The following is a 25031-nucleotide window of genomic DNA, read 5'->3' as shown; positions in this document are numbered from 1 at the left end:
TTAAATCAATACTTTGGGATTGACTTGATAATTCTTTGCAGAAACTGTGTCACGATAGGATATCAGCAAAGAAATAAATGCATCAAAAGCGAATATTTACTAAATTGAATCTGCCATGTATTAATCAGTAAAAGGGAATTAATCGCTTAATAAGATTACATTTGATAGAAATCCATTAGGTTTTCAAATACGGGTCATGGCTAAAATTAATGAAAAACAGTACATTATAGCCATTGGTGCGTCTGCCGGTGGGTTGGAAGCAATTTCAGCTTTTTTTGATTATACGCCGCTTGATGCGGTATCTTACATCATCATACAGCATCTTTCGTCAGATTTCAAAAGCCACATGGCCAACATATTAGCGCCCCATAGTAAGTTGCGGGTAATAGAGGCCGTCGAAAATGTGACGATAAAACCCAATACAGTTTATCTTATTCCAAGTTCTAAGTTTATGACCGTGAAAGATGGACGACTATCATTATCGGATAAAGCAGATCAGTCCCGGCCTTATATGACCATTGATTATTTTTTTGCCTCCCTAGCTAAGGAGCGCGGGGATAAGGCGATAGGCATAATTCTCTCCGGAACCGGCAATGATGGCTCAAAAGGTATTTTAAATATTAAGGAAGCTGGAGGTATGGTCCTCGTTCAAGATCCAGATACGGCGAGCTTTAATGGAATGCCAATGGCTGCGCTAGCTACGGGTTGCTCAGATCTGGTTCTATCTCCACAGGCTATGCCACAGGTGATAGAAGATTACGTGAAAGACGGAACGCTCGAGTTGCTTATTGATGGAAGGCCAGATGTTATCAGTGAGGCTGAGCTCTCAAAGATATTTGATTTGATCAAAGGAAATTTGCCACTTGATTTTTCAGACTACAAAAGGCCCACTATTATCAGAAGAATCAAAAGGAGGATGGTCGAGCATAACATTGGCAAGATTGATCTATACCTCGATTTTCTAAAAAGCCACGCTAATGAGGTAAAGATACTAGCCAATGATTTTCTAATTAGCGTAACCGCCTTTTTCCGGGATCCGGAAGCATTTAAGATGATTGAGGAAAAGATCATTCCCGATATTATAAACAGAAACAATACAAATGTGCTAAAAATATGGGTGGCTGGATGCGCTACCGGGGAAGAGGCATATACCCTTGCAATGTTGGCAAAAGAATACTCGGTTAAGCACTCCAAAGATATTGAAATTAAGATATTCGCAACGGATATTAATAAAGCTGCTCTGGATACCGCATCTAAGGGCATTTATGATATCACCATAGAGCAGACTGTTTCAAAGGAAAGACTAGAACGATTTTTCACATGGGATGGTAAGAACTACAGGATAAAATCGGATATCAGAAAAATGCTAATCTTTGCGCAGCACGATCTTGTTAAAAACCCCCCATATTGCAATATAGATCTGATCAGCTGCCGGAACCTGCTCATTTATTTAAATGTCACCCTACAAAAAAAGGTATTAGGCATGATGCACTTCGGATTAAAAAAAGGTGGATACTTATTTCTAGGGCCGAGTGAAAATGCAGCAATCCTAAGAGAAGACTTTGATGAGATTAGTGCAAAATGGAATGTTCTGCAAAGCAATAAGGCCGGGCGGGCGGTTAAGTTCGATACCTTTTCATCTCATGTTATTGAGGGCGCGAAAACAACAACAATTGAGGTAAGTAAAAAAAGTGTTGTTCCAATTTCCAAATCAGCAATTGCTGATCAGATAAACAACGCTGTATTTAAGGCATCAGGTTTTAACGGTGTTTGCACGGATGAAGATCTAATGGTCATTCAATCATTTGGAGATACAACACCCTACCTCAAGAGCATAAATTTTAACCACAATCTTAACCAGCTGTTGCCCGAAACGATTTCTATTGCATTTAGAGCCGCTGCCCACAAGGCTTTAAAGATGGATGAAAAAGTGGTATTGAACAAAATTATTATCCCAAGCAAGGGCAGGTTTAAAGCCAAAACTGTCAATATTTTTATAACTCCATTTTTTATTGAAAAATCTGAGGGAAGATTACTTATAGTTGAGTTTAGCGAAAAGATATCAAAAACGGAAGAAAAAAATATCATCAATGTAGATGATATCAATGAGGTAACAAAGGAACATGTGATCAGTCTGGAACATGAGAATGCGGAATTAAAACAAAATCTCTCTGTCGCACATGAAAGCATAGCTTCTTCAAACGAAAATATGCAGTCATACAATGAAGAGTTGCAGTCTGCGAATGAAGAAATGCAGTCTGCGAATGAAGAAATGCAGAGTACGAACGAAGAGCTTCAATCTGTAAACGAGGAGCTCCAAACGATCAATAAAGATCATCATATGACCATTGATGAGCTAACGGATCTGAATGATGATTTAAACAACTATTTTCGAAGTAATACTAATGGCCAGTTATTCGTTGACCAGGACCTGTTGCTCAAAAGATATTCTCCAGGCGCGGTAAAGCATATCAATATCCGCGAGGGCGATATCGGACGCCCGTTGAGCAATATAACCACGAACATAAAGCTTGAGACATTGATCCAAGATATCAAGGATGTTATAAATGATGAAAAGCCAGTTACCAGGGAAGTGGAATCCAGAGATGGAAAAATTTATCAGGTGATGACGATGCCCTATCTTAAAAGAAACAGCAAGAAGGCCAATGGCGCAATCGTGAGTTTTTACGATATAACCGCATTAAAGATACTAGTCGATGAACTGGACAAGAGCAATCAGAGTTTCCGAAGGATAAACGAAGACCTAAACAATTTCGTATATGGTGCTTCACATGACCTCAATGCGCCCATATTGAATATTGAAACGCTAATGGGGATGCTGAATAAGAAAATTGGCATGGACAACCCTGAAGTGGTCAAGCTTTCGGGAATGATGAACCATTCGCTAAACAATTTTAAGGAAGTCATCAAAGAATTAGGTAAGGTAGGTACGCTTGAATCTGAGTTGATGGATGAGACTGGTAAAGAAGATTTTATCAGTACATTTAAGGGTATTGAGGATGCAATCTCTGAGCGGATCAAAAAAGCCGAGGCGACCATTACAACGGATTTTCAGGAAGATAGTATCCGGTTTCCAAAAAAGAATTTGCGAAGTATATTGCTTAACCTGATTACTAATGCCATAAAATTTAGCTTCCCGAACCGAAAGCCAATTATACATATTGAAACAAAAAAAGTTGACGGTTTTATTTTGTTGACAGTAACAGATAATGGAATTGGCATCAAACGAGAGCGGCTAAACTTTGTTTTTAAAATGTACCATAGAATAAATGAAGATATAGAGGGTCAGGGCATTGGCCTGTTTTTGTTACAAAAAATCATAAACGCATCAGGCGGCAAGATAGAGGTTGAAAGCGAGGTAGGTAAGGGAAGCACCTTTAAGATATATTTTAAAGCTTAAAACAGATGGATAAAGTGAAACGGATACTAATTTTTGATGATGACCAGAGCATATCAGACATCATGAAACTCGTGATGGAGGAAAAGGGTTGGGAGGTTCTAAGTCTTAGTCAATGCAATGACGCGGTTTTTCAAATTAGGGCTTATCAGCCAAAAATCATTATGATGGACAATAACATACCGGACTATGGTGGGGTTTTTGCAGTCAAGAATATTAAACAGCAGATTGACCTTAGCTATATTCCTATCATTTACTTTTCTGGCCATTACAACATTAAGATCCTTTCAGAAGAGGCTGGTGCTGATGCCTACCTTTCCAAGCCCTTTGACCTGGATCGACTCGATGAGTTGATAGAGTCTTTAAGTCTCCAAAACAGAAAAGGTATCTAATTTTAGCTTGGTTTTTCAATTTAATGAAAAGATATTCTGAACTTTCAAAAGAAATTATCTGATTCTTAGAAAATTAATCTTCATGTTTAAATAAATCATTTACAGTCAAATAGTTGCATAAAATTGGTAAGCATTTGCTTTTTTCTATTTTTAAATTATTTATTATCAAGAGTATATAAGATTGGGCTCATATCCAGTCTAAGTACAAAGCACATTCTCATGTAATGTCTCATATAATTTTTAAATTCCTCATTTCATAAATTCCATTTTTAAGTTTTATTTATATTTTTAGTATCTTAAAAAATGGATTACTTTTCTTGATTTAATTGTTAAAAATCGTATATTTAGATATAGCAATTGCAGCTAAAACGTATCAAAAAAAATGGTGAGCGATTAGGTGAGTCGAAATCGAAAGCCGCACAAAATACTATTTAACCCTTATTTTTGCACTAGGTGCAAATCCCAGCGGGATCACAGAAAGCCTTACAGAAATGTAGGGCTTTTTTGTTTGTAAAAGTTTAGGGAAGTCTAGTCTTTTAAATAAATAATTATAAAATTTATGTTTATTCAATTCATAACTTTTATCTATTTAAATAGAGATTAGTTAAAATTCTATTTCTTTTGAAAAGCCTTTCTCTAAATTCTAAGAGAATATATAAATATCAATGGTTTTGCTGCGGTTATTATTAATATTATATTTGATAATAAAATTGTAAGCAATGCATAGAATATTACTTATTGTGCTTTTTACCATTAGCTCTATAGCAGGCTATGCGCAAAAAACCTCCTCTCGATTGGATAGTAACAATAGTTTACCTTTAAAAGATAGCTTGCTAATTCGAAGTTTTTCTATCACAAAATTTCAAGATACCAAGCAAAAACAAATTATAAATACAGACCTTCTTTTCAGAGATACGTCAGAAAATACACAGAATTATGTTGCTCCTAAATTAGATGGCAATATTGTTATGGATAACTTAAAGACGACTAAATTTAAAAAAACTTTGATGACTACTATTCAAAAAAGAGACTTGCTTTTGAGAGATACAGACCAAAAGACACAATTAATTTACCCTTCTTACAATGAATCAAATCGTGGGAATTAAAAAAATTAGATAAACTCATTAATTATTATCGCAATGTAGTTTTATAAGCGAGATACATTACTTCTGCAATATTACTTCCATTATAGCTTATCCAATTTAAAATATCCTAAATGTATCTCATCTTCTGGTAAGTTAATTTCCGGTTCAATCTGAATGTGGTATTCTTCCTTCTGTTTTACATCTAAAATATCTTCAATTCTATAAATATCATCAACATCAATTCCATATTTTTCATCAATGTGAGAATTTGCGCCTTTGATGGTATTGGTTTTAAAAAAAACAGTTTTTTTAGCTTCTTTAACAGCGTGCGCCCTATCGGAATTTACGCTTAATACAATATAATGCTGTTCTTCTAACTTATTCGATTGGTAGCCACCAAGATTAATAAAAAATAATTTGTTTTCTGATGGCATCATTGCATCTGTTCTGGCAACTATCTTTATGGCATAGCCATCAACATGGTTTACTTCTCGCCAACCATCTACGTGAATGCTTGAGCCTGCCTCTGGCCAAAATGCTTTTATCTGCGGTACAAGTTCTTTTAAAGATGTAGCAATACCAAAAAAGTAATCGTGCTGTTCTACATTTCTTTTTGGTGCTTTTGAGCCTAACAATAGCATATACAATTTGGGTACAGAAAATTGCTCAGTATTCATTTTAATTAAGTTTGATAAGGGAATAAAGGTAACACTTAACAGCTATTCAGGTTTTAGCAAACTTTTAACAATTGTTGCAGATGCAGCTTCACAAAAATCTAATCCGGAATAATCGGGGTTATAACCACCGATGTAAGGAACCGCCATAATGTAAATCCGCTCATTTAAAGCATCATATTGGTCCATTACTTGAAAATTATCATTAATGGTAATCCCAGGAACAACTAAATAATAATCATCTTCATTGTATTTTTTAACGTTCTGCTGCTGTTCGCTCAAAGCTTTTTTTCCTTTCTCTGGATGTTTGAATTTGAGTTTTGCCGTACTAATCGTTCCATTATTTAGTAAATTTTTATATGGAAAATCTTTAAAAGGAAGGTGAGGTTGACCAACGCAATCTACAAACGTTTTGAAATGAACCGATTGCTTTTGATTTTCACCATCTGTATAGTGATAAATTGCTCCGCCTTCTTCTTGGTTTGGCTCCTCTTCACTATCATCACCAACCGATATTAGTTCTAAAACTCCCGCATCATGTAAGGCTATCATTTCTTCAACCGAACTTTGAGGCACAAAAGCAATTACAATAGATATCAACGGCATTAATGTTTTTTGAAGCCTTAACATATCTTCAGCTGAAAAGTGTTTGGCTGGATAATTCATAGCAAAACTTAATACCGCTAACATTTCTTTCCAGTAAACAGATTCCTTACGTTTTATTGATTTCTCTGCTTCAACATATTCTGCCTTTAATAATTGAAATGGATCCAAGTGCTCTCTTAAAGCCATCATAGAAGCTACAAACTCCTCTATACTCATGTCCTTTATTTTTGCATAAAACTCTGGTTCTTTTTCTATAAACATTTGTTTAAAATTTTTATCAAAAACGTAATCCAATGATAAAAAACCTTCATTTTCAGCTTGGTTTGCCAAAATTTCTTCTTTTGATAATACAGAATCTTTTAAAAGGTGAGAATCCTCAAGATGAAATCTTATTGCCGGCAACATACCGCTGCGGGAGTGCATAATTAATCTAAAATCTTTACTATCTTCAGCAACGCTGTATTTTAATTTACCGGAAGTGTTTAGCGAAAAGTTTCCATTATGCCTGGCTAATGTTCTAATGGCATCAATCGCTGTGAGCGACGAGCCTTTTATAGCAACAGGATGATTTGCTTTAAACTTTAATTTTGCTGGTGGATAAGGTGAATCATAATAATTCGATACTTTGCCTTCGTTCTTTTTAGGCCAGTTGTGTCCGGTGCAGATAATTATGTTATCATATTCTTTTGTTGCCTTACCGTTAAACTCAACTGATACTTTATTTTCTTTAGGATTATCAATTATATCAGTAACTTCTGTATTAAGTTGAATATCAATAACAATACCTAAATCTTTTCCTTTTTGCTGCAATAAATCAAATTGTGCCGAGAGGTATTGACCGAAAAGCAATCGGGGCATTACTTTGTAATCGTTAAATTTTTCAGGGTTGATGTTGAAACGGTTTAAAGTATCTTGAGGTAACGTAGTAATCCATTCTGAAACTGATGTTACCAACTCTGGTATTTCATTGCCAGATACATTGGTAATATGCTCATCATTCGCACCCATTTTGCTATAAGGCATTCCGGCACCAAGTTGATTGTGTTTCTCAAAAATATCTACACTAATGGCAGTGTCGCCAGATTCTACAATTCTTTTTAACATAAAGAGGCCACTCGGACCGCCTCCTAATATGGCTATGGTTTTGAAATTTTTCAAGGATTTTAAAATTAGTTTCTGATTAACCTTAATAAAGAAAAAATGTTTTGTTCAGTAATTTATTAAGTATTTATAACCTTCAGCATAATAAAATACTTAAGCTTAACAGCCCATATTCGTAAACCTAAGCATCAAAAATTATATAGTTAATCTACTAATAGTGGTAGCTTATCGACTTATATCCTGATGGTGGAGTCTAAAAAAAACAATAAAATATAATTGGCGTTTATAGAGCAGAATTGATAGCATTCTAATGTTTTCATTTCATCCCTCTAAATAATTTACATAATGGATCAAGGTAGAACGCCTGGGCAACTTAAAGCCAGCAATAAAATGATGGTTACATTTCTTATTGCATTGGGTATTTTTGTTTTATGTACTTACGTATATTATACTGTAGAAAGCAAAAGTACATGGCTTCAATCAATCGAACACCGCTTAAATGCAAAGTAAACTTATTTTCTAATAATAGAATTTTTACGGTAAACGAAATAGTTAATTGCCAATACAGTAATTAGAATCAATAGTCCACCAAATTCGCGGGTTTCTTCTATCCAGGGTTTAGTAGCTTTCATACTTTGAACAATATTTTCTGCGTTGTGTTGCTGATACCAATTTACCACTCCCGTTTTATCAAATAAAAGATACATTGCAAAAAGTAAATATACAACTATACCTATTAGGTAAGCTTTTAAATGATATTTTCCTACAACGGTTTGGTAACATAGCCATGCACCGGACAAGTAAATTGGAACCCAAATGTATGGATCTGGATCGTTGTATTGTAGAGCTGCTGAAACTATAAATAGAATACAGAAAACAAGGTTAAAGATTTTCAAGGATGTATAAATAAGGTAGTAAAGTTAATATTCTGTGTAAAATTTTTAGAAAGCGAAGTATTTATTTTACAAAGCATATGGGTTATACTTTATTTTGATAATGGTAAATGGTAAAATTTATTAACTCATATATCTAACAAACTCTTTTCAATACCTGACATTTAATAGCAAAATTATAAACAAAAAAGGGCGCAAAGTTATTTGCGCCCTCAAAACTATATGTTGGTTTTAATTAATTAAAGAGTTCTTGCTCATCCCTGTTTTCAGTTGGGATTTTTTTAAGGAAATCATCAAAACCTGGTCCATCGTTATCCGAATAGATGCCATAAGCATCAATAATATATCCTATTTGCATATCCTTATCAATTAATAGATATAGTACTGAATTATCAGCAGGGTCTGAAGGTCCCTCAAATCTATACGTTTTTACAATTGTTAAATCCTCTGGTTTGTAAATTTTGCCAGCCTGGCTTTGCATTTTGCCATGGTCTGTCATTTTCAATTCGTTATCTTTTCCTTTCAGCCTTAATTTTTCTAAAATTTGACTTAAAGTATTCATTTCGATTGGCTGTTCCATAATATATTGATTTTTAGTACCTATTAAACACTAGCTTTTATAAATGGTTTGGAGTTTTAATATTATATCGAAAACCAAATGACTGTCAATCTGTTAATTATTAAATTTAAAATTATGAAAAGATATCTTCTAACCTTGGCCGTTGCAGGTTTGGCAATTTTTAGCGCTTGCAACAAAACTGAAAAAGAAATTGCATCTGCAACATTATCAGAAACTGCAGATAACACTAAAACTATTGGTACGGCTAAATTTTACGAATTAAGCAATGGAGAAATTAAAATGGATTTAGAAATTAATTTTGCATCTAAAGCTGATAGTAACGTTGCCGTTCATTTCCATGAGCATGGAGATTGTGGTGATATGGGCATGAACACGCATGGACATTGGAATCCTACTAAAGAAAATCATGGTAAATGGGGTTCGGCAGCTTATCATTCTGGTGATATTGGAAATATAAAATTAGATGATAAGGGTCACGGTAGCGTATCTGTAACTACTGATAGATGGAATGTGAAAGATGGCGATCTAAAAAGTATTATTGGTCGTGGCATTATTCTACACGGCGGAACTGATGATTACACCACACAACCCACCGGTAACTCAGGTCCAAGAATCGGCTGTGGAGTTATTGAGTCTGTAAAGTAAGTGTTTTAATAAGAGTATGTGGGTGATTGAAGAAATTTAATCACCTTTTTTTATGGAAACAAATGGCTTATAATCAAAAAAAGCCCCGAGCTTATTCGGGGCTTTTATGTAAATGTGTCTTTTATTAAATGCTAAACGCAGCTTTAACTTTATCTACGAAATCTAATTTTTCCCATGTAAATAGTTCAACTGTTACCGTTTTTTCTTCACCATTCGGTGTTCTAAATGTTTTGGTAACTGTTTCCGGTGTTCTGCCCATGTGGCCATAAGCAGCAGTTTCGCTATAAATAGGATTTCTTAATTTTAAGCGTTGTTCTATAAAATACGGACGCATATCAAAAATCGCTTCAACCTTCTTACTAATTTCGCCATCGGTTAAAGCAACTTTAGAAGTGCCATAAGTAACAACATTAATTGAGGTTGGCTTTGCAACACCGATTGCATAACTCACCTGAACTAAAATTTCATCAGCTAAACCGGCAGCAACTAAATTTTTAGCGATATGACGTGTTGCGTAAGCTGCACTTCTATCTACTTTACTAGGGTCTTTACCCGAAAACGCACCACCACCATGTGCGCCTTTTCCGCCATAAGTATCAACAATGATTTTTCTACCAGTCAAACCAGTATCACCATGTGGCCCGCCGATTACGAATACACCTGTTGGATTAATGTGATATGTAATGTCATCATTAAATAAGTGTGCATACTGAGGATATTTGGCTTTAATTCTTGGAATTAAAATCGATATTAAATCGCTTTTAATTTTAACCAACATTTCTTCATTAGCTGCATCTTTATCTTGTTTCGAATCAGAATTCGGCTTAACAAAATCATCATGTTGTGTAGAGATTACAATAGCATCAATGCGTTGCGGCTTATTATCATCAGAATATTCTAATGTAACCTGCGATTTTGCATCTGGGCGTAAATAAGTAACTTCTGAGTTTTCTCTTCTTAAGTTGGCCAACTCTCTTAAAAGTGCATGAGATAAATCAAGCGCTAAAGGCATATAATTTTCAGTTTCATTAGTTGCATAACCAAACATCATACCTTGATCGCCCGCACCTTGTTCTTCTTTATTTGTCCTATCTACACCTTGATTAATATCTTGAGATTGCTCATGTATCGCTGATAAAATACCGCAAGAATTGGCTTCGAACATGTATTCGCTTTTGGTGTAACCAATTTTTTTAATTACATCACGAGCAATTTGTTGCACATCTAAATAAGTTTTAGATTTTACTTCGCCAGCCAAAATAACTTGTCCGGTTGTTACTAAAGTTTCACATGCAACCTTCGATTCTGCATCGAAAGCTAAAAAATTATCAATTAAAGCGTCCGAAATTTGGTCGGCAATTTTATCGGGATGGCCTTCAGAAACAGATTCTGATGTAAATAAATACGACATTTATTAAATAAATTTAAAATGAAAATAAACAATTTTTAAGCGCTAATGTTCCCTGTAAACAGGTTTGCTTGTATGTAGGAAGATATTAGCACTTTTTTTTGAGTGGTAGCAATCCCGTTTCTTATATCGAAACATCGCAAATCAGTCCACTTTAACGTTGCAAAATTAGCATATTTTCTTTATTTCAAAAATTATAGATTATTTTGTACTCTGATACTAAAGCTTTGCAAATCAAATTAAATATTTTATTCGTCCTTAATCCCATCTCTGGCGGAAAGGCCAAATCTACTATTCCAACACTTATAGATAAGTATTTGGATAAAGAAAAGTTCAATGCAAACTTTCGCATTACCGAATATGTGGGGCATGCAAGAGAAATTGTTGATGAAGCTTTAAATAAAAATTTTGACATTATTGTGGCAGCCGGCGGCGATGGAACGATAAATGAAGTTGCCTCTAAAGTTTTGGAATACAAAAAAATTATGGGCATCATTCCTTTAGGCTCGGGAAATGGTTTGGCTCGTTTTTTACATATCCCTCAAAGAAATATAAAAGAGGCTATTCGGGTTATTAATAATCTAAAGACTGATAAAATTGACTCGGCAACTTTTAATAATAAATGTTTTTTTAATCTAGCCGGTATGGGTTTTGACGCTCATTTAAGTTCTGCATTTTCAAAAGATAAGAAACGTGGCTTGGCAGGCTATGTAAAACTAAGTTTAATGGAAGTGTTTAGCTATAAGAATGAAACTTACAATTTAAATATTGATGGCATCGATTATACCAGAAAAGCATTTGCTGTTACCGTAGCAAATTCATCGCAATATGGTAATGATGTTTACATTGCGCCAGGCGCATCCGTAAAAGATGGCTTACTTGATGTCTGTATTATTAAACCATTCTCTTTATTTCAATTACCTGTATTAAGTTACGTAATGCTAAAAGGTAAAGCCGAAAATTCGGATATGATTGAAATTATAAAAGGAAAAAATATCAAAATATCCCGTGTAAAGGATGGTCCCGTTCATGTAGATGGGGAGCCTCTGCTCATGGGTAGCGAAATTGAAATAAATATTAATCCTTTATCATTAGAAGTCATAGTTCCATAGCTTTTAAGCAAATAATTTATTTTAATAATGAAACAAAAAAAAAATAGCTTGAGCGATTTAGGCGGAATCATGTATTCTACCAATCCTGAATTCGAATATCAAGAGGAAATAGACGATACAGTAACCGCACCTAACCAACAGCAGGATTTAAGGATAATGCTTGATAAAAAAAATCGAGGTGGCAAAGCTGTAACACTAATCACTGGCTTTAAAGGACAAACTGATGATTTGGAGATTTTGGGCAAAATGCTTAAAAATAAATGTGGTGTTGGCGGTTCAGTAAAAGATGGTGAAATCCTTATTCAAGGTGATGTTAGAGACAAGGTGCTTCTAATCCTTCAAAAGGATGGCTATAAAGTAAAAAAGGCAGGTGGATAGTTTACCTGCTTAGTGTATTTTTTTAATTTTTTTTGATGCTTTTATTTTGATTCAAAATACTGATTATAAGAGATTTAAATCATAGTGTAAAAGCTACAATATGTAAAAAAAGCACTTTAAAAATTCTATTTTCTATAAAATATCTCTTTACATTTGCTGCACTAACTAACTTATTGTTATGAGCAAAATGGAACTGCAAACGCCAGATTTAAGCTATTTAAATCTTCAGGCTGCTTTGGGTATAAAATATCAATTAACTGCAGCCGAACTGGTAAAAGAGGCATTGCAAAATAAAGAAGGTATTCTAGCTTCATCCGGAGCTTTAGCCGTTGATACCGGAAAATTTACGGGTAGATCTCCAAAGGATAGATTTATAGTTTTTGATAACATTACTGAAGATTTAGTTTGGTGGGGAGATGTAAATATTAAATTTAATGCAGATAAATTCGATACTCTTCTCGTAAAAATGACCGAATATTTAAGCAAAAGAACTGTTTATGTTAGAGATGCAACTGCATGTGCAGATCCAGAATATGCCATCTCGATTAGAGTAGTTACAGAAACGGCATACCAAAACCTTTTTGCCAATAACCTATTTATTCGCCCGAATGTAGAAGATTCGGTGTTAACACCCGAATGGACAGTTATAGCTGCACCAGGGTTTTTTGCCAATCCAGAAATAGATGGAACCAGGCAAGAAAATTTTTCGATAATTAATTTTACCCGGAAAATGATTTTAGTGGGTGGCACAGGATATACTGGAGAGATTAAGAAAGGCATCTTTTCGGTATTAAATTTTTTGTTGCCGGCATTTAAAAACACACTTTCTATGCATTGCTCTGCAAATGTTGGTAAAGATGGTGATACTGCAATTTTCTTCGGCCTATCAGGAACTGGAAAAACCACCTTATCAGCAGACCCAGAAAGGACTTTAATTGGTGATGACGAACATGGATGGGGTGCTAATTCTGTTTTTAATTTTGAAGGAGGTTGCTATGCAAAATGTGTAGATCTTACTTTAGAGAAAGAACCTCAAATTTACAAAGCAATAAAATTTGGCTCATTGCTGGAGAATATTAATTTCTATCCAAACAGCTGTGATGTCGATTTCTCTAACGTTGATAAAACCGAAAATACGAGGGTTGCTTATCCAATAGAATATATTGATAATGCAGTAATACCATCGATTGCAAAAACACCGAAAAATATATTTTTCTTAACCGCCGATGCTTTTGGCGTATTGCCACCTATCTCTAAATTAAATGCAGAGCAAGCAATGTTTCACTTTTTGAGCGGCTACACTGCAAAGGTTGCAGGCACTGAAGCTGGTGTTACAGAACCGCAACTTACATTTTCTGCCTGCTTTGGCAAGGCATTTTTACCATTGCATCCTACAAAATATGCAGAATTGCTTGGAAAAAAAATTAAAGAACAGAATGTTAATGTATGGCTTGTAAATACAGGTTGGAGCGGCGGTCCATACGGTATTGGCAAACGAATGAAATTGAGCTATACCCGGGCAATGATTACAGCAGCTCTAAACGGAAATCTTGACCATAATAACTATAAAATGCACCATGTATTTAAATTAATGATGCCTTTACATTGTGTTAACGTTCCTGACGAAATTTTAGACCCTTCAAAAACATGGGGCAACCCTGAAGAATACTTTTTAAAAGCCTACGAACTGGCTGATGCTTTTGCAAACAATTTTAAACAGTTTGAGCAAGTAAATGAACCAAACTTTGTTCTGGAAGAGGTTAAAATGAGTTAAATGCACTTTAAAATGCATTTTTTAGCCAAAAAATTTGCAATTCGATTTTTTTTTAGTTTTTATTGTGAAAGAATTGCCTCGGGCTGAGGCAATTTTTTTGTTATATTACCAAGTATATACCGTAAACTAAAAAGTTAAGTAACGATTTAATTGTTTATTGATTTATTAATTTGTAATTTAAAATCAATTTATAAATTTGTTTTCGCAACAAAAACGAATAAACTTACGTTGTGTGTAGTACAAAAGAAAAACAGCTAAAATTTAAAACAAGAACTAAAACTAAAAATTAAAAAAAATGGCAAACGCACCAAAACCAACAACTATTAAAAAAGAGAGCTCTTCAAGTGCTTCAAATGTATTTGCAACATTCGTTATTCCAATTTGTATTGTAATTGGATTTATTATCTGGAAATTCGTGTTAGGAGCTTCTGACAACTTTATCGGAGGAGATAGCAACAATTTACCATTACCAAACAACTATCCAGGTACTGCATATAAAGGTGGTCCAATCGTAGCTGTTCTAATCGGATTGTTATTAACTACAATTGTATTCTCTATCGAGCGTTTAATCGTAATTGGTAAAGCAAGCGGTAAAACTAGTTTAGATACTTTTATCATTAAAGTAAAAGGATTATTAAACTCTGGTAATATCGAAGCTGCAAAAGCAGAATGCGATAAACAAGAAGGTTCTGTAGCTGCGGTTATAAAATCAGGCTTAAAAAAATACAGCGAAGTTGAGGCAGATCCAAACATGGATGTTGAGCAATCAATCGTAGCTATCCAAAAAGAGGTTGAAGAAGCAACAGCTTTAGAAATGCCAATGTTAGAGCAAAATTTAACAATTATTGCAACGTTAGTATCTATCGGTACTTTAATTGGTTTATTAGGTACAGTAACAGGTATGATTCGTGCATTCGCCGGTTTGGCAAATTCAGGTGCTCCAGATCAATCAGCATTAGCAGTAGGTATTTCTGAGGCGTTAATCAATACAATGACTGGTATCGCAGTTTCAACTTTAGCAATTATCATGTACAACATTTTAACTTCTAAAATTGATAAATTAACTTATGCAATTGACGAAGCAGGATTTAGCATCGTTCAAACATACGCTAGTTCACATAAATAAGAATTTTGAAATAATTTTTACCGGCTTTATGGAAAACCGGAAAAAAGATCATCATTATTAAAAACTAGTAAATATTATGCCTAGAATAAAAGTTAAAAGAACAAGTACCGTAACAGACATGACCGCCATGTGCGATGTTGCTGCGCTGTTGCTTACCTTCTTTATTTTAACTGCTACAGCAAGGCAACCAGAACCACTAGCCGTATCAACACCTTCATCTACGTATGAATTTAAGGTACCGGTAGAAAATAATGCCATTTTAACAATAGGGCAAAAAAAGGTTTTCTTTGAAGTAGCAGGACAAAAAGTAAGGGCAAGAACTTTAGAATTAATGGGAGAGCAGTATAAAATATCTTTCACCCCAGAGGAAAAAAATAGATTTTCTGTAATCGGTACATTCGGAGTTCCTGTTGGTAGCTTGAAGCAGTTTATTAATATGCCAGGTGGCGACCGTATGAATCCGGGCGTACAAACTGGTATCCCAACTGATTCTACCGACAATCAATTAAATGCATGGGTGTTAAATGCTCGTAAGGCAACAAAAGAACTTAACAATGTTGATATGAGAATCAGCATTAAAGGTGATGCTAAAGAGGAATATCCAACAGTTAAAAAGGTTGTTGATATTTTGCAGAAACAGAACGTTAACAAGTTTTTGTTAGTTACCAACTCAGAAGCTAAAAAGAAGAATTAAGAAATGGCAGAATTAAACACAGGCGGGAAGAAAGCCACACCACGGATCGATATGACCCCAATGGTGGATTTGATGTTTCTTTTGGTTACATTTTTTATCTTAACTACGTCGATATCTACGCCGCAAGCAATGGATATCACCAAGCCAGATAAAAATGAGAAAATGCCAGAAAACAGATTGGCGCTAAAGGCTACCAAAACAATGACTGTTTTATTAGGTAAAAATAATAAAATAGCTTGGTACATGGGTGAGGCTGGTAAAAGTGCTCCTACTATTGAATCTTTCAATCAAATTGAAGCTTCTATAGAGGAAAATAGAAAGAAAGCAAATGCTTCTGGAGTACCAGGAGAGTTTACCGTTCTTGTAAAACCTACTTCTGGTTCAACATTCAAAGATTTTGTTGATATGATGGATGAACTAGAAATTATGAAAGTAAAATCTCGTCAAATTGATGATGACAACATCCTTGATAGTGAGAAAGATTTTATGAGAGAACAAGGTATTTTATAATTAATAAAATCAGTAATTATGTCGAAATTAGATATTTTTAGAAAGGAATGGCTGGAAGTCGTTTTTGCTGATAAAAACAAAGCTTACGGAGCGTATCAATTGCGTAAAGGTAACGCTGGTAATACTACTAAAGCCCTAATTTGGGGTTCTGCAGTATTTTTAGTATTGTTTTTTTCACCAAAAATTTACAGCCTTATTAAAGGTGCCATTCCTGAGGACAAGCAGGAGAAAGCTCAAGAAGTTGTTCTAGCTCAACCACCTCCAGTTAATCCGGAAACACCGCCACCACCACCGGTTGAACCACCACCACCAAAAGTGGATCAGGTAAAGATGCCACCTCCGATTGTAAAACCGGATATTGAAGTAAACGAGGAGCCACCTACAGTTGAAAAATTGAAAGAGGCAGACCCTGGTCAAAAAGATATAAAAGGTGATCCTACAGCTGATATTGTTATCGCTGAACCTGTTGGTGAAGGACCAAAACGTACCGAAGCTGTTGCTGTAGATGATAATAAAGTTTATGACTTTGTTAGTATCGAAAAACAACCAGAGTTTCCAGGAGGTATGAAAAAGTTTTACGAGTATTTAGGTAAAGCAATTAAATATCCTCCAATGGCTCAAGAAAACAACGTACAAGGTAAAGTTTGGTTATCATTCGTTGTAGAGCGTAATGGTGAACTTACAGATATTCAGGTTACTCGTGGTTTAGGTAGCGGAACCGATGAGGAAGCAAAACGTGTATTAAAAAATAGTATTCGTTGGGTTCCTGGAATTCAAAACGGTAAACCAGTACGTGTAAAATACAACATCAACATTAATTTTACTCTAAACTAGTAAATGTTAAATTTTGATATTTTTAAGCAAAAATCGCCTAAACAGCGGTTTTTGCTCATTTTAGGCCTTGTCATGTTTGTGTTCTACTGTTGCATTGGCCTCGCATGCATCTTCTGGAAAAACTTGCCGCTAAATATTGGTCAGCCATATAAAATAGCAATTGGTGTGTTTTTAATTATCTACGCTTTTGTACGTTTACTAAGCCTTGGGAAACGAGATTAATTGATGAAAAACGTTTTTATATTACTTGCTTTACTATCATTATTTTCTTGTAAACAAAAGAAAAAAGATGAATTAAAAGAAACTCGCACAAGCGGCACAATGAAGATTCTGGTTGATGAAACTGTTGGCCCTTTAGTTCAGCGAGAAATGGATATTTTTAAAATCGATTATCCTGATGCAAATTTTCTAGCAACGTTCAAACCCGAAGAGAAAATTATTCCTGCATTTTTAAATGATAGCGTTAGAGTAATTATATTACCAAGATTATTAACAAAGCAAGAAGAGAAGTACTATACACAAAGAAACATTAAGATAAATACATCCCGTTTTGCAGTTGATGGCATAGCCCTAATCACAAACAACGATAATATTGATAGCGTTGTTAACGTTAAAGATGTTATAGATGTACTTCAAGGAAAGAGCTCTTCAAAAAAATTAATGTTTGACAATGCTTATTCGAGTACATTTAAATACCTGAAAGAATTGGCAGGCGTTAAGCAATTTCCACCGAGTAATGTATATGCTAAAAACAACGCTAACGAAGTTATCCAATTAATTGCTAACGATAAGAATTTCATTGGTGTAGTTGGTGTAAATTGGTTATCAGAAAAGAATGCAGTGTTTGTATCCAATAAGGATAAGATTAAGACTTTAGGATTGAAGAACTATAAAGGTAAAATTGGTGACGATAAATTTTATAAACCTACTCAAGACAATCTTATAAATGGCGTTTATCCATTTTTACGAAATATAAATATAATTGATTGTGAGGGTAGAGATGGTTTAGGCACAGGATTTGCAGTATGGTTAAGAAGCCAGCGAGGTCAGTTAATTGTACTTAAATCAGAATTAGCTCCTCACAAGCTTATGCCTAGGCAGATTAATTATAAATAATTTTAGTAAATTGAACCACGATTGAATAATCAATCAATAATTAAAAACAAAAATCAGATTAAGCTTGCATAAGCTTTACAACCATTAAAAACATATTAAAGAACTATGAAAATTTTAAAGAAAGCAATAACCTTAAATGTAGGTTTGGTGTTGATGGGTTCTGCAGTTTTTGCTCAAAGTTTAACTGACGCGAAAAAAGCGATTGATGCTGAGCAATACCAAAAAGCATCATCAATGCTTAAATCTTTAGTGAACTCTCAAGCTTCAAATGGTGATAATTATTACAATCTTGGAATGGTATATCTTAAAACTGGATATATTGATTCGGCTAGAGTAGTTTTTAATAAAGGAGTAGCAGCTGATGCTAAAAATGCATCCAATTACGCCGGTTTAGGAGAGGCGGATTTGTTATCAAACAATCCAACTTCTGCTAAAACAAATTTTGATAAAGCAGTTTCTGTTAATTCAAAAGATTATAAAACGTATTTAGCTATTGGTAAAGCATATTTAGCTCAAGATAAGCCAAGTGATGACGTTTCAAAACCAGATTTTGCTAATGCGATTACGAATCTAACTAAAGCTGATGAATTGGATTCAAAGGATAAAGACGCAGATGTATTTATCGCTATTGGTGATGCTTATGCCTTGCAAAAGAAAAATTCTGAAGCTTTAACACCGTACTTTACCGTAAGTAGTATTGATCCAACAAATAGAAGAGCAAAAACTCAGGTTGGTAAAATGTATAAAGAATCGCGTGCTTTTGCTGAAGGTGAGAAAGAACTCCAAGAAGTAATTGCAGCTGACCCTAATTATGGTCCAGCTTACCGTGAATTAGGTGAATTATATTTGCAATGGAGTAGTTTTGGTACTGATAAAGAGAAAGCGGCTAAAGGTGTAGAATATTACAAAAAATACCTTGATTTAACCGATAAATCTACTGAATCTCAATTACGTTACATGCAGTTCTTGTTTTATGCAAAGGATTTCCCAGCATTGGAGCAAGTAGCATCATCTATTAAGGTTCCGGCAAACGATCCAAAAGCAATTATCGTATCTAGATTAAAAGGTTGGTCTGCTTACGAAAACAAAAATTATCCGTTAGCATTAACTAACATGACTGATTATTTTGCAAAACAAAAAGATACAAGCAAAATTTTAACTTTCGATTATCTATATTTAGGTAAAGCGCAATTAAAAGCTGGTCAGGATAGTTTAGCATTAATCAATATCACTAAAGCGGTAGAGAAAGATTCTACAAATGCTGATGCATTATCTGAAGTTGCAAAAAGCTTATACGATGCTAAGAAATATGCAAAAGCGGCTCAAGTTTATGAAAAAGCTATAAAAGCTAATCCTAATGGAAAAGGCTCATTATATAATTACTATTATAATGCAATGGCTAATTATTTTGATTACGGTGCAAAATATAGTGCTAAACAAAATCCATCTAAAGATATTTTAGTTAAAGCAGATTCGGCAATTGCTAAAGTAACTCAGATTTCTCCAGAAACTTATGATGCGTATTTAACAAGAGCTCGTATTAACAGTTTATTGGACGATGACAAAGATCCAAAAGGATTGATGGTTCCTTATTATGAGGAGTTTATTACTAAAGTAACTGCTAAGCCAGAGATCGCTACAACAGGTACATACCCAAAACGTTTATCAGAAGCTTATGATACTTTAGGTGGTTTCTATTTCTATAAAGATAAAACTAAAGCGAAAGAATATTTTGATAAAAGTGTAGCTGTATATCCAAGCGGAACTTTTGCAGCAACAAAACTAAAAGAATTGGCTGCACCAGCTCCAAAAGGAAAAGGTAAATAATTAAATAGTTAAATAATTTAGAAAAGGCAGAGTTTTGTTACTCTGCCTTTTTCTTTTACTTTTGCATTCAGAAAATAAATATTATGCAAGCGCCAAGCACCTCGATAGATTTTTTACCAATTATATTTCAAGTAATTGTGGCTTTAGGTTTTGTAGTAACCACTTTGGTTGCCACACACTTTTTGGGGCCTAAGCGTAAAACGAGCGATAAGTTGGAAACGTTCGAAGCTGGTGTTAAATCAGTAGGTAATGCTCGCCAACCGTTTTCAATTAAGTATTTTGTGGTTGCTATTTTGTTCGTGCTTTTTGATATAGAGGTGATCTTCATGTATCCATGGGCAGTAAATTTTAGAGCCTTAAAAATGGATGGAATGATAGAAATGTTCATTTTTATGGGAACGCTGCTATTAGGCTTTGTTTATGTAATGAAGAAAAAAGTTTTAGACTGGAATTAGGTCAGTTGCAAGTAGGCAATTCTCACTTGAAAACTGGCTAGTAGTAGCTATAAACCGAAAACCAACCTCATTTATTTAGAAAGGTTCTAAATCGACTTAAGCTAGTTAATTGGCTTTAAAATATTGTAAATTTGTTGCTCATTCTGCAAAGGAATGAGCATTTTTTGTTTATAAACATGAGTGAAATTAATATAGTTGATGCGCCTCCCGGTATAGAGGGTTCTGGTTTCTTTGCCACTTCGATGGATAAAGTAATTGGTTTGGCTCGTTCAAATTCATTATGGCCATTACCTTTCGCAACATCATGCTGCGGAATTGAGTTTATGGCAACCATGGGTTCTCATTACGATTTAGGTCGTTTTGGTGCAGAACGTTTGAGTTTTTCTCCTCGTCAGGCCGATGTTTTAATGGTAATGGGTACTATTGCCAAAAAAATGGCTCCAGTACTTAAGCAGGTTTATATCCAAATGGCTGAACCACGTTGGGTAATGGCTGTTGGCGCATGTGCAAGTAGTGGTGGTATTTTCGATACCTATTCAGTTTTGCAAGGTATTGATGAAGTTATTCCGGTGGATGTTTACGTTCCGGGTTGCCCGCCAAGGCCAGAAGCTATTTTAGATGGTTTCCAACGCATTCAGGATTTGGTAAGAAACGAATCCGGAAGAAGAAGAAATTCTGATTATTATAAAGAACTTTTAGGTCAATACGGCATTAAATAATGGAAGCAACGACTCTAAATAATAACATCCACGTTAAGCTTACTGAAAAGTTTGGTGAAAAAGTTACTGCGGTTTCTGAGCCTTACGGTTTATTAACTTTTGTAACTTACAAAGATGTTATCATAAATGTACTTTCGTATCTTAAAGACGAATTAAAATTCAATTTCTTAACCGACATTACCGCTGTACATTATCCTGGGCAACACCATGGTATTGCAGTGGTTTACCATTTAAATAACATGGTAGAGCGTGTAAGAATCAGAATTAAGGTTTTTATCTCAGAGCAAAATCCAACTATCCCTACAGCAACAACTGTTTGGAAAGGTGCAAACTGGATGGAACGCGAAACCTATGATTTATTCGGAGTTAGGTTTGAAGGACATCCAGATTTACGCCGCATTTTAAATATGGATGATTTAGGTGTTCATCCAATGTTAAAGCAATATCCTTTGGAAGACCCAAACAGAGTTGATAAAAAAGACGAATTTTTTGGAAGGTAAAATATGAATCATAACCATCCGGTATTTACAGATAACGACCCGCAAAGTGAGTTGGTAACCCTAAATTTAGGTCCAACACACCCTGCTACCCACGGCGTTTTTCAAAACGTTTTGCAATTAGATGGCGAACGTATTGTAAGCGGCGTTTCTACTATTGGGTACATTCATCGTGCTTTCGAAAAGATTGCCGAGCATCGTCCATTTTATCAAATTACTCCATTAACCGACCGTTTAAACTATTGCTCATCGCCAATTAACAATATGGGGTGGCACATGACGGTTGAAAAATTATTAAATATCCAAATGCCAAAACGTGTAGATTATTTACGCGTAATCATTATGGAACTTTCACGCATTTCCGATCATATTATTTGTAATACGATTATTGGTCAGGATACTGGTGCAACCACAACTTTCCTTTATCTTTTCCAGTTCCGTGAACACATTTACGAAATTTTTGAAGAGGTTTGTGGTGCTCGTTTAACAACAAATATTGGTCGTATCGGTGGTTTTGAAAGAGATTTCAATGAAATTGCCTTCGCAAAAATTAATAAATTTTTAAAAGAATTTCCGGTTGCTTTAAAGGAGTTTGAAAACCTTTTAACACGTAATCGTATTTTTATTGATAGAACTGCTGGTGTTGCAGAAGTAACCAAAGAGGCCGCTTTAGAGTACAGCTGGACTGGCCCGCTTCTTCGTGCAGCTGGTGTAGATTACGATGTTCGCGTTGCCGACCCATATTCTTCTTATCAGGATTTTGATTTTGAAATTCCCGTAGGTACAAGTGGTGATATTTACGACAGATACTTGGTTCGTAACGAAGAAATGTGGCAAAGTGTTCGAATTATTGAGCAAGCCGTTGTGAAATTAAAAACAGAACCAAAAGGCATTTTTCATGCTGATGTTCCTGATTTTTACCTTCCACCAAAACAAGAAGTTTATAATAATATGGAGGCATTAATCTATCACTTTAAAATTGTGATGGGCGAAATTGATGCACCAAAAGCAGAAGTTTATCACGCTGTAGAAGGCGGAAATGGTGAGTTAGGTTTCTATCTGATTAATGATGGAGGTCGTACACCTTACCGTTTACACTTCCGCAGACCAAGTTTTATAAATTACCAAATGTTTGCTCCAATGAGCGAGGGTATGTTATTATCCGATGCCATTATCAACATGAGTAGTATGAATATTATTGCAGGAGAATTAGATGCTTAAAGTAGAAGAACAAACACCTGTACAGTTTTCATCAGAATTGCTTGCCAAGTTTGATGATGTTAAAAGCCGTTACCCTGAAGGTAAACACAAATCAGCTTTGCTGCCATTGTTACATTTGGTGCAAGCAGAATATCTTTGGGTAAGCACACCAGCAATGGATAAGGTTGCTGAATATTTAAATATTCAACCAATTGAAGTATATGAGGTAGCAACATTTTACACTATGTACTTTTTAAAACCACAAGGTAAGTATGCTTTGGAGGTTTGCAGAACTGGTCCTTGTTGTTTGGTTGGCGCCGAAAAAATATTAAGCCACTTAGAAACTAAGTTAGGTGTTAAAGAAGGTGAAGTTACTGCAGATGGTTTATTTAGCTTTAGAGGAGTTGAGTGTTTAGCCGCTTGTGGCTTCGGTCCGGTTTTACAAATTAGCCCGGAATATACTTTTTATGAAAACCTCACTGAAGAAAGTGTAGATAAATTGATTGAAGATTTAAAGACGAAGTCATAAGGTAAAAGTTTTGAACCTTTAGTCTTTCGGCTATCGACTAATGAACTAATGACCAATGACTAATTGACTGATAAAATGAGTCGTAAATTATTACTTGAGCATATAAACGTACCAGGCATCAACACGCTTGAAGTCTATCGCCAAAAAGGTGGGTATCGTGCTGTGGAAAAAGCCCTGAAAACTTTAACACCTGAAGAGATTGTTGAAGAAGTAAAAAAATCGGGCTTACGCGGTCGTGGCGGTGCTGGTTTCCCTACCGGAATGAAGTGGAGCTTTTTGGCGAAGCCAGAAGGTGTTGCACGTTACTTAGTGTGTAATGCTGATGAATCTGAGCCGGGAACTTTTAAAGACCGCTATTTAATGACACACATTCCTCATGCTTTAATTGAAGGAATGATTGTTTCGAGTTTTGCTTTAGGTGCTAAGGTTTCCTACATCTATGTTCGTGGTGAGATGATGCCTCAAATTCGCATCCTGGAAAAAGCAATTGCCGAGGCCAAAGCTGCCGGATGGTTAGGTAAGAACATTTTAGGCACAGGTTACGATTTAGAGTTATACGTTCAGCCAGGTGGTGGTGCTTACATTTGTGGAGAAGAAACCGCTTTGTTAGAATCATTGGAAGGCAAGCGAGGTAACCCAAGAATTAAACCACCTTTTCCTGCAATTGCAGGTTTGTACGGTTGCCCAACTGTGGTAAATAATGTAGAATCAATTGCTGCCGTGGTACCGATTATTAACGATGGCGGCGAAGAATATGCAAAAATAGGTATTGGTAGAAGTACAGGTACAAAATTAATATCCGCATCGGGTAATTTAGTAAAACCAGGTGTTTATGAAATTGAATTAGGCTTACCAGTTGAAGAATTTATCTATTCGGATGAATATTGCGGTGGTATTGCTAATGGAAAACGTTTAAAGGCAACAGTTGCAGGAGGTTCATCTGTACCAATTTTGCCAGCTAACTTAACTTTGAAATACGCTAACGGCGAAGCTCGATTAATGAGTTACGAATCTTTATCAGAAGGTGGATTTGCAACCGGTACAATGATGGGTTCTGGTGGTTTCATTGCTTTTGATGAAGACCAATGTATTGTTCGCAATACTTGGAATTTCTCTCGTTTTTATCACCACGAAAGTTGCGGACAGTGTTCGCCATGCCGTGAAGGTACGGGATGGATGGAAAAAGTATTGCATAAAATTGAACACGGTCATGGTTCGATGGATGATGTGGATTTGCTTTGGGATATTCAACGTAAAATAGAAGGGAATACCATTTGTCCGTTAGGTGATGCTGCAGCTTGGCCAGTAGCAAGTGCAATTCGTCATTTTAGAGATGAGTTTGAATGGCATATTAAAGAGCCAATTAAAAGCCAGCAGCAAAATTATGGTATAGCAAATTATGCTGTGCCGATTGAAAAAGCTCCTCCGGTTACGGAAGAGAAATAACTAAATTGGCCT

General features: G+C 35.1%; 25 protein-coding genes. 20 read left to right on the top strand and 5 right to left on the bottom strand.

Translation table 11 applies throughout. The features are described 5' to 3' along the window. Positions 1-196: 196 nt before the first annotated feature. The 3 genes from ACFOWA_RS10430 (at position 197) to ACFOWA_RS10420 (ending at position 4916) form a co-directional block, all read left to right on the top strand. Entirely contained in the window at positions 197-3421 is a 3225-nt protein-coding gene (locus tag ACFOWA_RS10430; protein WP_378984853.1) for a chemotaxis protein CheB, read from the top strand. 5 nt (positions 3422-3426) lie between these two features. Beyond that, complete coding sequence (locus ACFOWA_RS10425; protein WP_378984851.1) at positions 3427-3810, top strand: response regulator; 384 nt, start codon at positions 3427-3429, stop codon at positions 3808-3810. Between the two features lie 719 nt (positions 3811-4529). Continuing rightward, positions 4530-4916 (top strand): hypothetical protein, encoded by a 387-nt coding sequence (locus ACFOWA_RS10420; protein WP_378984849.1) that lies wholly within the window; start codon positions 4530-4532, stop codon positions 4914-4916. An 80-nt stretch (positions 4917-4996) separates the two neighbouring features. On the opposite strand, the gene ACFOWA_RS10415 is transcribed toward ACFOWA_RS10420, so the two are convergent. Then, positions 4997-5572, bottom strand: a complete 576-nt coding sequence (locus ACFOWA_RS10415) for a DUF1543 domain-containing protein (RefSeq protein WP_378984847.1) — start codon at positions 5570-5572, stop codon at positions 4997-4999. 42 nt (positions 5573-5614) lie between these two features. Further along, on the bottom strand, positions 5615-7333 hold the full coding sequence (locus tag ACFOWA_RS10410) for an FAD/NAD(P)-binding protein (RefSeq protein ID WP_378984845.1): 1719 nt from the start codon (positions 7331-7333) through the stop codon (positions 5615-5617). A 288-nt stretch (positions 7334-7621) separates the two neighbouring features. On the opposite strand from ACFOWA_RS10410, the gene ACFOWA_RS10405 reads away from it, so the two are divergent. Next, entirely contained in the window at positions 7622-7786 is a 165-nt protein-coding gene (locus ACFOWA_RS10405) for a hypothetical protein (protein ID WP_378984843.1), read from the top strand. Positions 7787-7788: 2 nt separating this feature from the next. On the opposite strand, the gene ACFOWA_RS10400 is transcribed toward ACFOWA_RS10405, so the two are convergent. Both ACFOWA_RS10400 and ACFOWA_RS10395 read right to left on the bottom strand, forming a co-directional pair. Then, the gene (locus ACFOWA_RS10400) at positions 7789-8172 is read right to left on the bottom strand and encodes a transmembrane 220 family protein (protein WP_378984841.1); all 384 of its coding nucleotides are present in this window, start codon (positions 8170-8172) and stop codon (positions 7789-7791) included. A 232-nt stretch (positions 8173-8404) separates the two neighbouring features. Continuing rightward, positions 8405-8749, bottom strand: a complete 345-nt coding sequence (locus tag ACFOWA_RS10395; RefSeq protein WP_378984839.1) for a hypothetical protein — start codon at positions 8747-8749, stop codon at positions 8405-8407. A 114-nt stretch (positions 8750-8863) separates the two neighbouring features. Between ACFOWA_RS10395 and ACFOWA_RS10390 the strand changes: the two genes are divergently transcribed. Further along, positions 8864-9394: a superoxide dismutase family protein gene (locus tag ACFOWA_RS10390; protein WP_378984837.1), complete on the top strand. Its 531-nt coding sequence runs from the start codon at positions 8864-8866 to the stop codon at positions 9392-9394. 124 nt (positions 9395-9518) lie between these two features. Here ACFOWA_RS10390 and metK read toward each other — a convergent pair whose 3' ends face one another. Beyond that, positions 9519-10805 carry a methionine adenosyltransferase gene (gene metK, locus ACFOWA_RS10385; protein WP_378984835.1) on the bottom strand — a complete coding sequence of 429 codons (1287 nt, stop codon included), beginning with the start codon at positions 10803-10805 and terminating at the stop codon, positions 9519-9521. 224 nt (positions 10806-11029) lie between these two features. Here metK and ACFOWA_RS10380 point away from each other — a divergent pair, with 224 nt between their 5' ends. The 15 genes from ACFOWA_RS10380 (at position 11030) to nuoF (ending at position 25019) form a co-directional block, all read left to right on the top strand. Further along, positions 11030-11914, top strand: coding sequence for a diacylglycerol/lipid kinase family protein (locus tag ACFOWA_RS10380; protein ID WP_378984833.1), 885 nt, complete (start codon positions 11030-11032; stop codon positions 11912-11914). Between the two features lie 27 nt (positions 11915-11941). Beyond that, complete coding sequence (locus ACFOWA_RS10375) at positions 11942-12292, top strand: translation initiation factor (RefSeq protein WP_378984831.1); 351 nt, start codon at positions 11942-11944, stop codon at positions 12290-12292. Positions 12293-12470: 178 nt separating this feature from the next. Continuing rightward, entirely contained in the window at positions 12471-14066 is a 1596-nt protein-coding gene (gene pckA, locus ACFOWA_RS10370; protein ID WP_378984829.1) for a phosphoenolpyruvate carboxykinase (ATP), read from the top strand. Positions 14067-14361: 295 nt separating this feature from the next. After that, positions 14362-15192, top strand: a complete 831-nt coding sequence (locus ACFOWA_RS10365) for a MotA/TolQ/ExbB proton channel family protein (RefSeq protein ID WP_378984827.1) — start codon at positions 14362-14364, stop codon at positions 15190-15192. Between the two features lie 76 nt (positions 15193-15268). Next, positions 15269-15886: a biopolymer transporter ExbD gene (locus ACFOWA_RS10360; RefSeq protein ID WP_378984825.1), complete on the top strand. Its 618-nt coding sequence runs from the start codon at positions 15269-15271 to the stop codon at positions 15884-15886. A 3-nt stretch (positions 15887-15889) separates the two neighbouring features. Beyond that, on the top strand, positions 15890-16396 hold the full coding sequence (locus ACFOWA_RS10355) for an ExbD/TolR family protein (RefSeq protein WP_378984823.1): 507 nt from the start codon (positions 15890-15892) through the stop codon (positions 16394-16396). Between the two features lie 18 nt (positions 16397-16414). After that, positions 16415-17230 carry an energy transducer TonB gene (locus ACFOWA_RS10350; RefSeq protein WP_378984821.1) on the top strand — a complete coding sequence of 272 codons (816 nt, stop codon included), beginning with the start codon at positions 16415-16417 and terminating at the stop codon, positions 17228-17230. 225 nt (positions 17231-17455) lie between these two features. Further along, positions 17456-18346: a PstS family phosphate ABC transporter substrate-binding protein gene (locus ACFOWA_RS10345; protein ID WP_378984819.1), complete on the top strand. Its 891-nt coding sequence runs from the start codon at positions 17456-17458 to the stop codon at positions 18344-18346. A gap of 105 nt (positions 18347-18451) precedes the next feature. Continuing rightward, positions 18452-20173, top strand: a complete 1722-nt coding sequence (locus ACFOWA_RS10340) for a tetratricopeptide repeat protein (RefSeq protein ID WP_378984817.1) — start codon at positions 18452-18454, stop codon at positions 20171-20173. 83 nt (positions 20174-20256) lie between these two features. Further along, entirely contained in the window at positions 20257-20628 is a 372-nt protein-coding gene (locus ACFOWA_RS10335) for an NADH-quinone oxidoreductase subunit A (protein ID WP_378984815.1), read from the top strand. Between the two features lie 176 nt (positions 20629-20804). After that, positions 20805-21347 (top strand): NADH-quinone oxidoreductase subunit B, encoded by a 543-nt coding sequence (locus ACFOWA_RS10330; protein WP_029282020.1) that lies wholly within the window; start codon positions 20805-20807, stop codon positions 21345-21347. After that, positions 21347-21847: an NADH-quinone oxidoreductase subunit C gene (locus ACFOWA_RS10325; protein WP_378984813.1), complete on the top strand. Its 501-nt coding sequence runs from the start codon at positions 21347-21349 to the stop codon at positions 21845-21847. Before ACFOWA_RS10330 ends, ACFOWA_RS10325 begins: the two co-directional genes overlap by 1 nt. A 3-nt stretch (positions 21848-21850) precedes the next feature. After that, on the top strand, positions 21851-23065 hold the full coding sequence (locus tag ACFOWA_RS10320; RefSeq protein WP_378984811.1) for an NADH-quinone oxidoreductase subunit D: 1215 nt from the start codon (positions 21851-21853) through the stop codon (positions 23063-23065). After that, the gene (locus ACFOWA_RS10315; RefSeq protein WP_378984809.1) at positions 23058-23573 is read left to right on the top strand and encodes an NADH-quinone oxidoreductase subunit NuoE family protein; all 516 of its coding nucleotides are present in this window, start codon (positions 23058-23060) and stop codon (positions 23571-23573) included. The genes ACFOWA_RS10320 and ACFOWA_RS10315 overlap by 8 nt, the downstream gene beginning before the upstream one ends. A gap of 75 nt (positions 23574-23648) precedes the next feature. Then, on the top strand, positions 23649-25019 hold the full coding sequence (gene nuoF / locus ACFOWA_RS10310; RefSeq protein WP_378984807.1) for an NADH-quinone oxidoreductase subunit NuoF: 1371 nt from the start codon (positions 23649-23651) through the stop codon (positions 25017-25019). The last annotated feature ends 12 nt before the right edge of the window (positions 25020-25031 follow it).

The organism is Pedobacter lithocola (assembly GCF_042650845.1).
GTDB lineage: Bacteria > Bacteroidota > Bacteroidia > Sphingobacteriales > Sphingobacteriaceae > Pedobacter > Pedobacter lithocola.
Note: the sequence above shows the minus strand (reverse complement) of the source record. Positions and strands in the feature narration are given on the sequence as shown.

Bases quoted from the DNA above. Each gene is read 5' to 3' on its own strand.
- ACFOWA_RS10430 (WP_378984853.1), top strand. From the start codon at position 197: ATGGCTAAAATTAATGAAAAACAGTACATTATAGCCATTGGTGCGTCT.
- ACFOWA_RS10425 (WP_378984851.1), top strand. From the start codon at position 3,427: ATGGATAAAGTGAAACGGATACTAATTTTTGATGATGACCAGAGCATA.
- ACFOWA_RS10420 (WP_378984849.1), top strand. From the start codon at position 4,530: ATGCATAGAATATTACTTATTGTGCTTTTTACCATTAGCTCTATAGCA.
- ACFOWA_RS10415 (WP_378984847.1), bottom strand. From the start codon at position 5,572: ATGAATACTGAGCAATTTTCTGTACCCAAATTGTATATGCTATTGTTA.
- ACFOWA_RS10405 (WP_378984843.1), top strand. From the start codon at position 7,622: ATGGATCAAGGTAGAACGCCTGGGCAACTTAAAGCCAGCAATAAAATG.
- ACFOWA_RS10395 (WP_378984839.1), bottom strand. From the start codon at position 8,749: ATGGAACAGCCAATCGAAATGAATACTTTAAGTCAAATTTTAGAAAAA.
- ACFOWA_RS10390 (WP_378984837.1), top strand. From the start codon at position 8,864: ATGAAAAGATATCTTCTAACCTTGGCCGTTGCAGGTTTGGCAATTTTT.
- metK (WP_378984835.1), bottom strand. From the start codon at position 10,805: ATGTCGTATTTATTTACATCAGAATCTGTTTCTGAAGGCCATCCCGAT.
- ACFOWA_RS10375 (WP_378984831.1), top strand. From the start codon at position 11,942: ATGAAACAAAAAAAAAATAGCTTGAGCGATTTAGGCGGAATCATGTAT.
- pckA (WP_378984829.1), top strand. From the start codon at position 12,471: ATGAGCAAAATGGAACTGCAAACGCCAGATTTAAGCTATTTAAATCTT.
- ACFOWA_RS10365 (WP_378984827.1), top strand. From the start codon at position 14,362: ATGGCAAACGCACCAAAACCAACAACTATTAAAAAAGAGAGCTCTTCA.
- ACFOWA_RS10360 (WP_378984825.1), top strand. From the start codon at position 15,269: ATGCCTAGAATAAAAGTTAAAAGAACAAGTACCGTAACAGACATGACC.
- ACFOWA_RS10355 (WP_378984823.1), top strand. From the start codon at position 15,890: ATGGCAGAATTAAACACAGGCGGGAAGAAAGCCACACCACGGATCGAT.
- ACFOWA_RS10350 (WP_378984821.1), top strand. From the start codon at position 16,415: ATGTCGAAATTAGATATTTTTAGAAAGGAATGGCTGGAAGTCGTTTTT.
- ACFOWA_RS10345 (WP_378984819.1), top strand. From the start codon at position 17,456: ATGAAAAACGTTTTTATATTACTTGCTTTACTATCATTATTTTCTTGT.
- ACFOWA_RS10340 (WP_378984817.1), top strand. From the start codon at position 18,452: ATGAAAATTTTAAAGAAAGCAATAACCTTAAATGTAGGTTTGGTGTTG.
- ACFOWA_RS10335 (WP_378984815.1), top strand. From the start codon at position 20,257: ATGCAAGCGCCAAGCACCTCGATAGATTTTTTACCAATTATATTTCAA.
- ACFOWA_RS10330 (WP_029282020.1), top strand. From the start codon at position 20,805: ATGAGTGAAATTAATATAGTTGATGCGCCTCCCGGTATAGAGGGTTCT.
- ACFOWA_RS10325 (WP_378984813.1), top strand. From the start codon at position 21,347: ATGGAAGCAACGACTCTAAATAATAACATCCACGTTAAGCTTACTGAA.
- ACFOWA_RS10320 (WP_378984811.1), top strand. From the start codon at position 21,851: ATGAATCATAACCATCCGGTATTTACAGATAACGACCCGCAAAGTGAG.
- ACFOWA_RS10315 (WP_378984809.1), top strand. From the start codon at position 23,058: ATGCTTAAAGTAGAAGAACAAACACCTGTACAGTTTTCATCAGAATTG.
- nuoF (WP_378984807.1), top strand. From the start codon at position 23,649: ATGAGTCGTAAATTATTACTTGAGCATATAAACGTACCAGGCATCAAC.